The organism is Bordetella petrii, from assembly GCF_000067205.1.
Taxonomy (GTDB): Bacteria; Pseudomonadota; Gammaproteobacteria; order Burkholderiales; family Burkholderiaceae_B; genus Bordetella_A; species Bordetella_A petrii.
Map to the genome: position 1 here is coordinate 3,275,216 of NC_010170.1, position 13,081 is coordinate 3,288,296.

Annotated in this window: 11 protein-coding genes; 6 read left to right on the top strand and 5 right to left on the bottom strand. The window is 67.0% G+C overall.

Going from position 1 to position 13,081, the window contains the following annotated elements; all coding sequences use genetic code 11:
- Positions 1 to 22 precede the first annotated feature (22 nt).
- Positions 23 to 922, top strand: coding sequence for a lipid A hydroxylase LpxO (gene lpxO, locus BPET_RS15810; protein WP_012250023.1), 900 nt, complete (start codon positions 23 to 25; stop codon positions 920 to 922).
- A 28-nt stretch (positions 923 to 950) separates the two neighbouring features.
- Here the strand turns inward: lpxO and BPET_RS15815 are convergent, their stop codons facing one another.
- A complete protein-coding gene (locus tag BPET_RS15815; RefSeq protein WP_012250024.1) occupies positions 951 to 2,342 on the bottom strand; it encodes an L-serine ammonia-lyase in 1,392 nt (463 codons plus the stop codon).
- Between the two features lie 167 nt (positions 2,343 to 2,509).
- Here BPET_RS15815 and BPET_RS15820 point away from each other — a divergent pair, with 167 nt between their 5' ends.
- The 3 genes from BPET_RS15820 (at position 2,510) to BPET_RS15830 (ending at position 6,385) form a co-directional block, all read left to right on the top strand.
- The gene (locus BPET_RS15820) at positions 2,510 to 4,171 is read left to right on the top strand and encodes a Na/Pi cotransporter family protein (RefSeq protein ID WP_012250025.1); all 1,662 of its coding nucleotides are present in this window, start codon (positions 2,510 to 2,512) and stop codon (positions 4,169 to 4,171) included.
- Positions 4,172 to 4,338: 167 nt separating this feature from the next.
- Positions 4,339 to 5,304, top strand: coding sequence for a Bug family tripartite tricarboxylate transporter substrate binding protein (locus BPET_RS15825; protein ID WP_012250026.1), 966 nt, complete (start codon positions 4,339 to 4,341; stop codon positions 5,302 to 5,304).
- 85 nt (positions 5,305 to 5,389) lie between these two features.
- Complete coding sequence (locus BPET_RS15830) at positions 5,390 to 6,385, top strand: tripartite tricarboxylate transporter substrate binding protein (protein ID WP_012250027.1); 996 nt, start codon at positions 5,390 to 5,392, stop codon at positions 6,383 to 6,385.
- A gap of 36 nt (positions 6,386 to 6,421) precedes the next feature.
- On the opposite strand, the gene BPET_RS15835 is transcribed toward BPET_RS15830, so the two are convergent.
- From BPET_RS15835 to polA, 3 genes are all read right to left on the bottom strand, one after another.
- The gene (locus BPET_RS15835) at positions 6,422 to 7,213 is read right to left on the bottom strand and encodes a dienelactone hydrolase family protein (RefSeq protein WP_012250028.1); all 792 of its coding nucleotides are present in this window, start codon (positions 7,211 to 7,213) and stop codon (positions 6,422 to 6,424) included.
- Positions 7,214 to 7,253: 40 nt separating this feature from the next.
- Positions 7,254 to 8,114, bottom strand: coding sequence for a ZIP family metal transporter (locus BPET_RS15840; protein WP_012250029.1), 861 nt, complete (start codon positions 8,112 to 8,114; stop codon positions 7,254 to 7,256).
- 64 nt (positions 8,115 to 8,178) lie between these two features.
- Positions 8,179 to 10,896 (bottom strand): DNA polymerase I, encoded by a 2,718-nt coding sequence (polA, locus tag BPET_RS15845; RefSeq protein ID WP_041862979.1) that lies wholly within the window; start codon positions 10,894 to 10,896, stop codon positions 8,179 to 8,181.
- On the opposite strand from polA, the gene BPET_RS15850 reads away from it, so the two are divergent.
- The gene (locus BPET_RS15850) at positions 10,895 to 11,575 is read left to right on the top strand and encodes an LOG family protein (RefSeq protein ID WP_012250030.1); all 681 of its coding nucleotides are present in this window, start codon (positions 10,895 to 10,897) and stop codon (positions 11,573 to 11,575) included. The genes polA and BPET_RS15850 overlap by 2 nt on opposite strands.
- Before the next feature lie 9 nt (positions 11,576 to 11,584).
- On the opposite strand, the gene BPET_RS15855 is transcribed toward BPET_RS15850, so the two are convergent.
- On the bottom strand, positions 11,585 to 12,493 hold the full coding sequence (locus tag BPET_RS15855; RefSeq protein ID WP_012250032.1) for a LysR family transcriptional regulator: 909 nt from the start codon (positions 12,491 to 12,493) through the stop codon (positions 11,585 to 11,587).
- A gap of 104 nt (positions 12,494 to 12,597) precedes the next feature.
- Between BPET_RS15855 and BPET_RS15860 the strand changes: the two genes are divergently transcribed.
- Positions 12,598 to 12,990 (top strand): tautomerase family protein, encoded by a 393-nt coding sequence (locus BPET_RS15860; protein ID WP_012250033.1) that lies wholly within the window; start codon positions 12,598 to 12,600, stop codon positions 12,988 to 12,990.
- Positions 12,991 to 13,081: the final 91 nt, after the last annotated feature.

The window sequence follows — 13,081 nt, forward strand, 5'->3', positions numbered from 1 at the left end:
CCCCCGTGGGCCTGTCAGTACCATGAAATGGCTGATTCCTGGCATATGGCTCGCCTCCATACTGTTCGCGCATTTCCGAGGCCGCGTGCGGCTGCGCCTGTCGCGCCAATTACTGGATCAATCCGTGCTGCTGGCGCCGGTCAATGCCCTGATGGTGTTGTGTTCGCGCGTGCCCACCACGCCCTACCTGCCGGCTCGCGAAATCCCCGAGCTTCAGGTGCTGGACGACCACTGGGAAACCATACGCGACGAAGCCCTGAAAATGGCCGAGCTGCGGCGCATCAAGGCCGCCGAGCGCCATGACGACATCGGCTTCAATTCGTTTTTCAAGTACGGCTGGAAGCGCTTCTACCTGAAATGGTACGACGCGCGCCACCCGTCGGCCGAGGAGCTGTGCCCGCGCACCGTCGAAATTCTGAAGCGCCTGCCCAAGGTGAAGGCAGCCATGTTCGCGGAGCTGCCGCCGGGCGGCAAGCTGAACCGCCACCGAGACCCGTTTGCCGGCTCGCTGCGCTACCACCTGGGGCTGGCCACGCCGAACGACGACGGCTGCCACATCATCGTCGACGGCGAAACCTACAGCTGGCGCGACGGCGAGAGCGTGGTGTTCGACGAAACCTACGTGCACGAGGCCTATAACAAGACCGAAGCCAACCGCATCATCCTGTTCTGCGACGTGGAGCGCCCCTTGAAATGGCGCTGGGCCGAAGCGTTCAACCGCTGGTTTGGCCGGGTGGTGATGTCGGCGGCCAGTTCGCCCAACGACGGTGGCGACCAGACCGGCGCCATCAACAAGCTGACCCACGCGCATTGGGTCATCGACCAGAAGCGCAAGCAGTTCAAAGCCTGGAACCGCACGGTGTACAAGGCCACCAAGTGGGGGCTGATCGTGCTGGCGGTCGTGGCCTTCCTGGCCTGGTAGGCGGAGCGCGCCGAGGGCGGGCTTGCCCTTAGCACTCGACGATGTTCACGGCCAAACCGCCGCGGGCGGTTTCCTTGTATTTGGTTTTCATGTCGGCGCCGGTTTCCCGCATGGTCTTGATGACTGAATCCAGCGACACATAATGATGGCCGTCGCCGCGCAGCGCCATGCGGGCGGCGTTCACGGCCTTGACCGACGCCATGGCGTTGCGCTCGATGCAGGGTATTTGCACCAGCCCGCCCACGGGGTCGCAGGTCAGGCCCAGGTTGTGCTCCATGCCGATTTCGGCGGCATTTTCCACCTGCTCGACCGAGCCGCCCAGTACGGCGGCCAGCGCGCCGGCCGCCATGGAACAGGCCACGCCCACCTCGCCCTGGCAACCGACCTCGGCCCCGGACAGCGACGCGTTGTATTTGTACAGCAGGCCGATGGCCGCGGCCGTGAGCAGGAAATCGCGCACGCCCTGCGGGCCGGCGCCGGGCACGAAGCGGTCGTAGTAGTGCAGCACCGCCGGAATGATGCCCGCCGCCCCGTTGGTGGGCGCCGTTACCACCCGGCCCCCCGCGGCGTTTTCTTCGTTGACCGCCATGGCATATAGATTGACCCAGTCCATGACCGACAGCGGGTCGGATAACGTGCGCTCGGCCCGCAGCGTGAGGCTGCGATAGAGTTCGGGCGCGCGGCGGCGCACTTTGAGCGGACCGGGCAGATCGCCGTCGGCCTCGGGGTGGCCGATGCCGCACCCGCGGCTGACGCAGTCTTGCATGACCTGCCAGATGCGGTCGAGCGTGGTTTCGACCTCGGACTGGCTGCGCCAGGTGAGTTCATTCTGCATCATGACCTGGGCTACGGTGTAGCCCCCCGCCCGGCACATGTCGACCAGCTCGCGCGCCGTGCGGAACGCGAACGGCAACTGGTCGTGGGCGGCAATGATCTGGGTGTTGGCGGCGCCGGCGGTGACCACGAAGCCGCCACCCACCGACAGGTAGCGGGATTCGCGCAGGCTGGCGCCAGCGGCGTCGAAGGCATGGAATTTCATGCCGTTGGGATGTTCGGCCAGCGCTTCGCGCCGGTAAAACAGAATATGCTCTTTTTCGACGAACGGCACCGCGAAATGCCCCAGCACCGGCAGCGACTTGTTGGTGCGCACGGCCTGCAACAACCCGGGAATAGCGGCCGGATCGACCGTGTCAGGGGCCTGGCCCATGAGGCCGAGCAGCACGCCCTTGTCGGTGCCATGCCCTTTACCGGTGGCCCCCAGCGAGCCGTACAGCTCGACCCGCAAGCCGGCCACGCGGGGCAGCAGCCCGTCGCGCTCGAGGCCCTGGGCGAACAACAGGGCCGCCCGCATGGGCCCCACGGTGTGCGAGCTGGACGGCCCGATGCCGATTTTGAACAGATCGAAAGCAGATACGGCCACGGCCAGCCCCACGGAATCAACAATGCTCGAGGCATCATACGCGGGCCGGACGCCCCTTCCAAGCCGGCCGATTTCCCCATGAACCGCGACCGTGCGATGATTGCTTCATGACACGTCATTTACACACCGCCGGCCACGCCGGCTGATCTTACTTTGCCAGGTCAGTCATGTCGGGATTGATTCCTCTGCTCGATTTTGCCGGATACGTCGCCCTGCTGCTGTGGGGCGTGCATATGGTGCAGACCGGCGTGCAACGCGCCTTCGGCGCCGCCCTGGGCGCCGCGCTGGGGCGCGCCCTGGGTACCCGGTTGCGCGCCTTCGCCACCGGCCTGGGCATAACCGCAGCGCTGCAGAGCAGCACCGCCACCGGGCTGATGATCACCGGCTTCGCGGCCGGCGGCGTGGTGGCCCTGGTGCCGGCGCTGGCCGCCATGCTGGGCGCCAACGTGGGCACGACGCTGATCGTGCAGGTGCTGTCGTTCGACCTGACGTCACTGGCCCCGATACTGATCCTGGCCGGGGTCTGGATGTTCCGCCGCTACCCGCCAGGCCGCACGCGCGACCTCGGGCGCGTGTTCATCGGCCTGGGGCTGCTGCTGCTGTCGCTGCACCAGTTGGTAGAACTGTTCGCCCCCCTGCAGCACGCGCCGCTGCTGGCCCAGGTGCTCGAGGCCCTCGCCACCCAGCCGGTCGCGGCCGTGATACTGGCGGCGGCGCTGGCGTGGGCGGCGCATTCCAGCGTGGCCATCGTGGTGCTGGTGATGTCGCTGGCCGCCCACCACCTGGTGGAGCCGGCGCTGGCATTCGCGCTCGTCATGGGCGCGAACCTGGGCACGGCGGTCAACCCCATGCTCGAAGGCGTCAGCGGCGACGACCCGGCCGCCCGCCGCCTGCCGCTGGGCAACCTGTTGACGCGCGTGGCCGGCGTGCTGGCCGGCCTGATGCTGCTACCCTGGCTGCCCGACTGGATGGCCATGCTCGACAGCGACAATGCGCGCGGCGTGGCGAACTTCCACACGGTGTTCAACCTGGTGATCGCGCTGGTGTTCCTGCCGCTGCTGGCCCCCTACGCCGCCCTGCTGACGCGCTGGCTGCCCAAGCGCACCGACCCGAACGACCCGGCTCGTCCGCAATACCTCGACGAAGCCGCCCACGACGTGCCTGCCGTGGCGCTGGGCAATGCCGCGCGCGAGGCGCTGCGCATGGCCGACATGCTGCAAACCCTGCTGCTGTACGCACGCGCCGGTTTCAAGCGCGACAATCGCCACCGCATGGTGCAGGCGCGCCAGCTCGACAACGCGCTGGACAAGATCGAGAACGCCATCACCACCTACCTGGCCCTGCTCGACCGCGAAAACATGACCACCGACGACGTTCAGCGGCTGGACGACATCCTGGCATTCGCCAGCAACATCGGCCATGCGGCCGACATCGCCTACCACGGTCTGCTCAACCACGTGGGGCGGCTGCGCAAGCAGGGTTGGACGCTGCCGCCGGAACAGCGCCAGCGGCTGGACGAAACCCTGGCACGCCTGATCGCCAACCAGCGCGAAGCCGCCGCACTGCTGGTCAACGACGATGTGCGGCAGGCGCGTGAGCTGGCCGGCGAAAAGGCGCGCTTTCGCACGCTGGAAGCCGAAGAGGCCGAGTCGCACCTGCACAAGATCAAGGCCGGCGAGGTCGACGCGGCCGAAGTGGGCGCGCTGTACCTGGACATTCTGCGCGACATGAAGAGCATCAACTCGCACCTGGTGGGCGCCTCGGCCTACCCGCTGCTGGCGCGCCACGGCGAGCTGCTGCCCAGCCGCCTGCGCGAATCGGGCAGTTGAGCCCTCGCAGGCGCCCCCCCGGGCCGCACTTCGGGCGGCCGGAAGACCGGCTTAGGCAATAAAAAATAGGCGATCGCGCCGGCCGGCCAGCACACTATGGCTCATAACGAAGCCGACGCGACGCCTGTCCGCGGACGCGGCCATCTTCCCACTGGCAGGAGACAACCATGCCATCTATCCGCAGCGCCGCTTGCGCGGCTGCCCTGCTTCTGTGCGCCTCGGCGCCCGCCCTGGCCGCCTGGCCGGAACGCCCCGTAACCATCATTGTGCCGGCCGCGCCCGGCGGCACAACCGACATTGCTACCCGCATCATCGCCGACAAGCTCGCCGGCAAGCTGGGCCAGTCGGTAGTGGTCGAGAACCGGGCCGGCGCGGCGGGCATCATCGGCACACAGCAGTTGGTGCGGGCCAACCCCGACGGCTACACGCTGATCATGGGCAACATAGGCCCCAATGCCATCAACTACAGCATGTACCGCGAGCTGCCGTACAAGGCAACGGACTTCGCCCCCATTACGCGGGTGATTTCAGTGCCCAATGTGCTGGTCGTGAACGCGCAATCGCCGGCCCGCAGCGCCGGCGAGCTGATCGAGATACTGCGCAAAGATCCCGGCAAGTCTTCGTTCGGCTCGTCCGGCACCGGGCAGTCGCCGCACTTGTCCGGCGAGCTTTTCAAGCAGCGCGCGGGCGTGCAGGCCACGCACGTTCCCTACAAGGGCGCGGGGCCGGCCGTGGCCGCCCTGCTGGCCGACCAGTTCACCTTCATGATCGACAACCTGCCCAGTTCGCTGCCGCACATCCAGGCGGGCAAATTCCGCGCCCTGGCCGTCACGAGCGCCAAACGCGTACCCGAACTGCCCGACGTTCCCACCATGGCCGAAGCGGGCATCAAAGACATGGTGGTGACCGCCTGGTTCGGCCTGCTGGCGCCGGCCGGCACGCCGGCCCCTGTCATCGACCGCCTGTCCTCGGCTGCCCGCGAGGTGCTGGCCATGCCCGAGGTGCAGCAGCGCTTCCACGCCATGGGCGGCCAGGCCGGCGATGACTCGCCCGCCGAATTCGCCGCCTACATCGAGCAGGAACGCAGCCGCTGGCACGACACCGTGCAGGCAGCCGGACTGGCGCCGAAGTAAACGCCACAGCCTCCCACCGATACGCAGACGGCGCCGCAAGGCGGCACGCCAGGCGCCGCACGGTTTCATCACCAGGAGTCGCGTCATGCAGAAAAGTTTGTTTCGCTGGATCGCGGTGCTTTCGATGCTGTCGGGTTGTGTAGGCCTGCTGGCCGGCACGACGGCGACGGTGGCCGAGCCCGCCTATCCCAACCGGCCCATTACCCTGCTGATTCCCTATCCGCCCGGCGGCAGCGCCGACATGCTGGGCAGGCCACTATCGGCCGCGCTGCAACAGCGGCTGGGCCAGCCAGTGGTACTGGAATACAAGCCGGGCGCGGGCGGCTCGATCGCCACCGCGCAGCTGGCGCGTTCCAAGCCGGACGGCCATACTGTGTTGATGGTGCTGGCCGCGCACGCCATCAACCCCAGCTTGTACAAGTCGCTGCCCTACGACACGCGCAAGGATTTCGCGCCAGTGTCGCTGGCGGCCACCTTGCCGATGCTGGTGGCCGCTCCGTTGTCGACCCCGGCCAACAGCATTCCGGAACTGATCGCCTATGCCCGGAAGAACCCGGGCAAACTGACGTTTGCATCGGCCGGGCCTGGCAACACGAGCCACCTGTCAGCCGAAATGTTCAAGAAAGCCACCGGCATCGACATGCTGCACGTGCCGTACAAAGGCAGCGGCCCCGCAGTGGTGGCCCTGCTGGCGGGCGAAGTGTCGCTGATGTTCGACAGCATCTCGACTTCGCTGCCGCAGGTGAAGGCCGGCAAGCTGAAAGCCCTGGCGGTTACCAGCGACACCCGCTCGCCGCTGCTGCCCGACGTGCCGACCATCCAGGAGTCGGGCGTGCCCGGTTTCGTGGTGAACGGCTGGTACGGCATCCTGGCCCCGGCCGGTACCCCGCCCGCCGTGGTGGACAAGCTCAGCGCCGCCATTGCCGACTCGCTGCGCGAGCCCGCGCTGCGCGAGCAGCTGACCGGCTACGGCTACACGCCGATAGGCAGCACGCCGCAGGCGTTCGGCGAGCTCATCGACAGCGAGCTCGAGCGCTGGAGCCAGGCGGTGAAAGACTCGGGCGCGACCATACAGCAGTAGCCGCGAGGCCGCGCTCCGCCGGGCGCGCCCGGCGGATCAGCCCAGGTAGCGCTGGAACCAGGCCAGCATGCGCTGCCAGCCGTCGCGGGCCTCGGCCTCGCAATACATGGGACGGTAATCGGCCAGGAAGCCGTGTCCGGCCTCCGGGTAGACCACGATTTCGGAAGCGCGCGCCGCGGCGTTGCCTTGGGCCAGCTTGGCCTTCAAGGCTTCCACATCGGCCAGCGGAATGCTGGCGTCCTTCGCGCCGTACAGGCCCAGTACCGGCGCGTGCAGGTCGCCCGCGACATCCAGCACCACCTTCTTGATGAGCGGGCCATGCCCGGCGCTGAGCTTGCCGTACCAGGCCACGCCGGCCTTGATGGCAGGGTTGTGGGCAGCGTACATCCAGGTCAGGCGGCCGCCCCAGCAGAAACCGGTGATGCCGGCGCGGGCGGTGTCTCCGCCATGCTGCGCGGCCCACTCCAGGCACGCGTCGAGGTCGGCATAGACCTGCTCGTCGGGCACCTTGGCTACGATTTCCTGGATCAGCTTGGGCACGTCGGTATAGGCGGCGGCATCGCCCTGACGTTGATACAGCTCGGGCGCGATCGCCAGGTAGCCGGCTTTAGCCAGGCGACGGCAGAGGTCCTTGATATGCTCGTGCACGCCGAAGATTTCCTGCACCACCAGCACCACGGGCAGCCCCGTCTTGCCTTGCGGCGCCGCATAATACGCGGCAATGGCGCCATCGTGCACGGGCAGGTCGAAATCGCCGTGGGCCAGGCCTTCGGTGTCGGTGTGGATAGCGGTGGCGGCGGGCTGGCCTGCGGCGGGGGCAAAACTCATGACGGGCTCTCCTGTGCGTGCGGGCCCGCGCGAGGGGCCCCTAGTGCGAATGAACGGTTGGCGCTGTCATTTCGTGCGCCGCTTCCTGGCTGTGCGCGGCGGCATGGCCATGCTCGTGCGCGGGGCCATGGTGCAGGAATGACGTGACGCCATAAATGACAATAACTCCCGCGCCCACCAGCAGCAACTGGGGGACGGCTTCGGCCAGCGAGCCCCGCTCATGCATTTGCGGGATCAGGTCGGCCACCGATATGTACAGGAAGCTGCTGGCGGCGATGACCAGCACGTACGGCACCCATTGCTGCGCCTGCTGCAGCACGAAGTAACCCGCCAGGCCGCCCAGCGCCGTGCACAGGCTGGTGAACAGGATCAGCATGAACGCCCGGCGGCGCGCCAGGCCGGCATTGATCAGCACGACGAAGTCGCCCAGCTTGTGGGGCACTTCGTGCACGATGATGGAGGCCGCGGTCAGCAAGCCCAGCAGGGGGTCGGCCAGGAATGCCGCAGCCACCAGCACCCCGTCGCAGAGGTTGTGCAGCGAGCTGCCCACCAGGATCAGCACGCCGCCGCGGCCGGCTTCGTGGCGGTCGTGGCCTTTGTGGTGATGATGGCCGTCGCCCTCATGGTGATGACTGTGGCGCAGCAGCGCGATTTTTTCCAGCACGAAAAAGCCCAGCAGGCCCGCCAGCATCAGCGCGAACAGCGTATGCGCATCGGCCTCGGCGTTCTCGAATGCCTCGGGCAGCAGGTGCAGCAGCGCCACCGACAGCAGCACCCCCACCGACAGGCTGACCATGTGGTGCAGGTATTTGCTGAAGACGCGAAACGCCAGCCAGCTGGCGATGGACACGGCGATCAGGCCGCCGGCCACCGTGGCCAGCAAGATCGAAAGGAGCAACATGGAGGTGCGACGGAAGGGGCGAAAGCAATATTATATCGTTACAGACCTGCCCTGCCCCGGGGTGTCAGTGCGCCTGTTCCCAGTTGGGCCCCACGCCTACCTCGGCCACCAGCGGCACCCGCAACCGCGCCACGCCGCACATGAGTTCCGGCAGGCGCGCGCGCACGGCGTCGAGTTCGCCGTCGGGCACTTCGAGTATCAGCTCATCGTGCACCTGCATGATCATGCGGGTGGCCAGGCGCTCGGCATCGAGCCAGTCTTGCACGGCGACCATGGCCATCTTGATGAGATCGGCCGCCGTGCCCTGCATGGGCGCGTTGATGGCGGCACGTTCAGCGCCCTGCCGGCGCGGCCCTGAAGCGGCACGGATGTCGGGCAGCTGCAGGCGGCGGCCGAACACGGTTTCCACGTACCCTTGCTGGCGCGCCAGCTGCCGGGTGTGTTCCATGTACTGCGCCACGCCCGGATAGCGGGCGAAGTAACGGTCGATATAGGCCTGCGCGGCGTCGCGCGTGATGCCCAGGTTCGAGGCCAGGCCGAACACCCCCATGCCGTAGATCAGACCAAAATTGATGGCCTTGGCGGCGCGGCGCTGGTCTGCCCCGACCTCGTCGAGTGCCACGCCGAAGATCTCGGACGCCGTGGCGCGGTGAATGTCTTTGCCGGCGGCAAAGGCCTGCTGCAAGTTGGCGTCATCGGACACATGCGCCATGATGCGCAGCTCGATCTGGGAGTAATCGGCCGACACCAGCACGCCATGTTCGGCCACGAAGGCTTCGCGCACGCGCCGCCCCGCCTCGGTGCGCACCGGGATGTTCTGCAGGTTCGGGTCGGACGAGGCCAGCCGCCCCGTGACGACCGCCGCCTGCGAATAATGCGTGTGCACGCGGCCTGTGCGCGCGTTGATCATGCGCGGCAGCTTGTCGGTGTACGTGGACTTGAGCTTGGACAGGCCGCGGTATTCCAGCAACACTTGCGGCAACGGGTAGTCTTGCGCCAGCCGCGTCAGCACTTCTTCGTCGGTGGACGGCGCGCCGCCGGCGGTCTTGCGCACCACCGGCAATTGCATGCGGCCGAACAGGATCTCGCCCAGTTGCTTGGGGGAATTCAGGTTGAAGGGCTGGCCCGCCAGTTCGTAGGCGCGCTGTTCGAGCTGCAGCATTTCCTGGCCCAGCCGGTGGCTCTGACGGCCCAGTTCGGCGGCGTCGACCTTGACCCCGTTGCGCTCGACCACGGTAAGCACGCGCGACACCTGGATCTCGAGCTGGTAAATGCGCTCAAGGCCCGCGTCCGCAGCCACGCGCGGACGCAGCGCGTGGTGCAGCTGCAGGGTGAAGTCGGCGTCTTCGCAGGCATAGTGGCCAGCCTGCTCGACCGCCACTTCGTCGAAGCCAATCTGCTTGGCGCCCTTGCCGCACAGCTCTTCGTAGGTGATGCCGCCACGCCCCAGGTAGCGCTGCGCCAGGTCGTTCAGGCCCACGCCGCGGTGCGATTCGAGCACGTAGGCCTGCAGCATGGTGTCGTCCTGGATGCCCGCGAGCGCGACGCCTTCGTTGGCGAACACATGGGCATCGTACTTGGCATGGTGCAGCAGCTTGGGGCGCGCCGGGTCTTGCAGCCAGGCGCGCATGCGTTCGAGCACTTCGCGCTTGGGTAGTTGCTCGGCGCTGTCGGGACCGCGGTGGGCCAACGGGATGTAGCAAGCCACGCCCGGCGCCAGCGCCATCGAAATGCCGACCAGGCTGGCCTGCATTTCGTCGAGTGAGGTGGTTTCGGTGTCGAGCGCCACCAGCGGCGTGTCTGCCGCCTGGGCCATCCATTCGTCGAACGCCGGCCAGCTCGAGATGATCAGGTAGCGCAGCTCGGCCGGCGCGGCGGGCGCCTCGGCAATGACCCGGGCATCGCCCTGCGGCACGCGTTGGGAATCGCCCGTGAGCTCGCGCAGCCAGGTGCGGAAACCGTAGCGCTCGTAGAGTGCCTGCAGCGTATCGGTATCGGGTTGGCGCGGCGCCAGGTCGTCGATGCCGCCGATGTGACCAGCCAGGTCGCAATCGCACTTCACGGTCAGCAACTGGCGCGTCAGGGGAAACTGGCCGATGGCCTCGCGCAGGTTGTTGCCGGCCACGCCCTTGATGCCATCGGCCTGTTCAACCAGCGAGTCGATCGAGCCGAATTCGGCCAGCCACTTGGCGGCCGTCTTGGGCCCTACCTTGGCCACGCCCGGCACGTTGTCGATGGCGTCGCCCACCAGCATGAGGTAGTCGACGATGCGATCGGGCGGCACGCCGAACTTGTTGCGTACGCCGGTCTCGTCGAGCACTTCGCCGCTCATGGTATTGACCAGCGTGACGTTCGCATCCACCAGCTGGGCAAGGTCTTTGTCGCCGGTAGACACGATGGTGCGTATGCCCATTCCCGACGCCTGGCATGCCAGGGTGCCGATGATGTCGTCGGCCTCGACTCCCTCGATGGCCAGCACCTGCCAGCCCAGCGCCCGCACCGCCTGGTGGATGGGCTCGATCTGGGCCGCCAAGTCTTCCGGCATGGGCGGCCGGTGCGATTTATAGTCAGGATACAGGTCGTCGCGGAAAGTCTTGCCGCGCGCGTCGAAAATACACGCTGCGTAATCTGCTTTGTGGTCCGAGACCAGCTTGCGCAGCATATTGACGACGCCGTACAGCGCGCCCGTAGGTTCACCTTGCGCATTGCGCAAATCGGGCATAGCGTGGAAGGCGCGGTACAAGTAGCTCGAACCGTCTACCAGCAATAAGGTTTTATTCATGGTTACAAAAGCAGAACAAGAAACGCCCGCCGGCAAGCAAATACCGGTGATTATGTCAGAGATACGGGCGGCGGCAGAGAAACTGGCCGATATCGGCCCCGCCGTCAGCGTGTTCGGCAGTGCGCGCATCAGCCGCGACTCGCCCCACTATGAAACCTGCGAAGCCATTGCGGCGGCCTTGGCCGAAGCGGGCTTCGCGGTCATCGCCGGCGGCGGCCCCGGCATCATGGAAGCCGCCAACAAGGGCGCCTTCGAGGCCGGAGGCACCAGCGTCGGGCTGAACATCAGCCTGCCCCACGAGGCGCACAACAACGAATACCAGACCATCAGCCTGTCGTTCGAGTATTTTTACTCGCGCAAGGCCACGTTCTTCATGCACAGTTTCGCCTACGTGTCGTTGCCGGGCGGCTTCGGCACCATGGACGAGCTGTTCGAGGCGCTGACGCTGATCCAGACCGGCAAGGTGCCGCCGGCGCCCATCATTCTGGTGGGCAGCGAATACTGGCACGGCCTGGTCGAATGGCTGGCCGACCAGATGCTGCCCAACGGCATGATCGCCGCGCACGACCTGGAACTGTTCACGGTGGAAGACGACCCGCGCAAAGTGGTGCGGCGAGTGGTTGAGTTTCATGCCCAGCGGCGCAGCGGCGCGCGGTACGCGCCGTCGCTGCCGGGTTGAGCGGGCGCCTCAGAGGCCGCGCGCCGGACGAGTCCGCGGCGTGGCGGCGTGCCCGGCCTGGCCAAGCGCCAGGCCGATGGCCGTGCGCGCCCGTTCGATGAACTCGTCTTCGCCGGGCCGGGGCGGCAGGATGCGGAATTCGACCTCGGGCAAGGCAGGCAAGCGCGCATCGGCCAGTCGCGCGATGCCGGGCGCCAGCGCTGATTCATTCAGGCAGGCCACGCCCAGCCCGGCAGCCAGGGCCGACTGCAGGCCGGCCACGCCAGACGCGACGTGCGCGGCCGAATAAGCCACGCCGGCGCGCGACAGCACGCGTTCGGTGAACTGGCGCAACGCGCAGGTCTCGGGCAAAGACAGCAGCGGCAACGGGCCGCCGGGCATGCAATAGCCTTCGGCGGCCATCCAGGCCAGCCGCTCCCGGCGCAACAGGGTGCCCTGCGCGCGGCCGCGCGCCACGCCGCGCTCTTTCACGACCATGGACACGCCAACATCGGCCTCGCCGCGCTGGTAGGCCTGCTCGATGGCGCCGCTTTTCATGATGGTGACATGCAGGCCCACTTGCGGATATTGCTCGCCCAGGCGGCGCAGCATATAAGCCAGGTCGCCTGGCCGGAAGTAGTCCGTAATGCACAACCTGAGCTCGCCCCGTAAAGCCACGCCGCGCAGATCGCGATAGGCCTCGTCGGCCAATGCCAGAATCGCGCCGGCGTGGGCACGCAGCCGCTCGCCAGCCGGGGTGGCCGTCACCCCGTGCTTGCCGCGCACCAGCAGCGCCTGCCCTGCCCGCTCTTCGAGCTTGCGCATCTGCTCGCTGACCGACGACTGCGACAGGAATACCCTGGGCGCCGCGGCAGTGAAACTGCCGGCATCGAGCACGGCAACCAGCGTGCGGAGTTGGTCGAGGTCGAATCCTGGCATTTTATCCAACGGTTTTTCCGATTGATCAGATCGTAAATTCCCGCTTTTCCGATGTCAACGGGGGGCCTAGACTGGCCGTACAGTCACTCACCAGGAGCCTCTCCATGCCGCATATCGTCGTTCATGTGTCCGGCGCGCCCAATGCCGCCACCAGTCGCCGGGTAGTCGATTCGGTTGCCCAATTGACCCAGTCGGTGTTGGGCAAGCAGCTGCCGGTCATCGCCATCACGCTGCAGTACATTCCTCACGACCAATGGTTCATTGGCGGGCAGGCGCTGTCCGAGCTGGGGCGCAACGCCTTCCACCTGGACATCAGCGTTACGGACGAAACCAATACCAAGGCCGAGAAGGCGCGCTTCATTCGCGAGACCTACCGCGCCTTCGAAGACATTCTGGGCGAACTGCACCCGTGCTGCTACGTGCACGTCATCGACGCGCGCGCGGCGGCCTACGGTTACGGCGGCGCCACACAGGAATACCGGCACCAGCACGGCTGAGCCCGACTCGCGCGCGCTGCCCATAAAACAGCAAAGCCCCGGATGGGGTTTTGCTGTTTCGCGGCGTTGCCGACGCGGCTGTAGCGGCCGG

What these genes read in the sequence shown, in the direction of transcription:
- lpxO (WP_012250023.1), top strand. Translation starts at nt 23, where the DNA reads ATGAAATGGCTGATTCCTGGCATATGGCTCGCCTCCATACTGTTCGCG.
- polA (WP_041862979.1), bottom strand. Translation starts at nt 10,896, where the DNA reads ATGAATAAAACCTTATTGCTGGTAGACGGTTCGAGCTACTTGTACCGC.
- BPET_RS15835 (WP_012250028.1), bottom strand. Translation starts at nt 7,213, where the DNA reads ATGAGTTTTGCCCCCGCCGCAGGCCAGCCCGCCGCCACCGCTATCCAC.
- BPET_RS15860 (WP_012250033.1), top strand. Translation starts at nt 12,598, where the DNA reads ATGCCGCATATCGTCGTTCATGTGTCCGGCGCGCCCAATGCCGCCACC.
- BPET_RS15825 (WP_012250026.1), top strand. Translation starts at nt 4,339, where the DNA reads ATGCCATCTATCCGCAGCGCCGCTTGCGCGGCTGCCCTGCTTCTGTGC.
- BPET_RS15855 (WP_012250032.1), bottom strand. Translation starts at nt 12,493, where the DNA reads ATGCCAGGATTCGACCTCGACCAACTCCGCACGCTGGTTGCCGTGCTC.
- BPET_RS15820 (WP_012250025.1), top strand. Translation starts at nt 2,510, where the DNA reads ATGTCGGGATTGATTCCTCTGCTCGATTTTGCCGGATACGTCGCCCTG.
- BPET_RS15850 (WP_012250030.1), top strand. Translation starts at nt 10,895, where the DNA reads ATGGTTACAAAAGCAGAACAAGAAACGCCCGCCGGCAAGCAAATACCG.
- BPET_RS15830 (WP_012250027.1), top strand. Translation starts at nt 5,390, where the DNA reads ATGCAGAAAAGTTTGTTTCGCTGGATCGCGGTGCTTTCGATGCTGTCG.
- BPET_RS15840 (WP_012250029.1), bottom strand. Translation starts at nt 8,114, where the DNA reads ATGTTGCTCCTTTCGATCTTGCTGGCCACGGTGGCCGGCGGCCTGATC.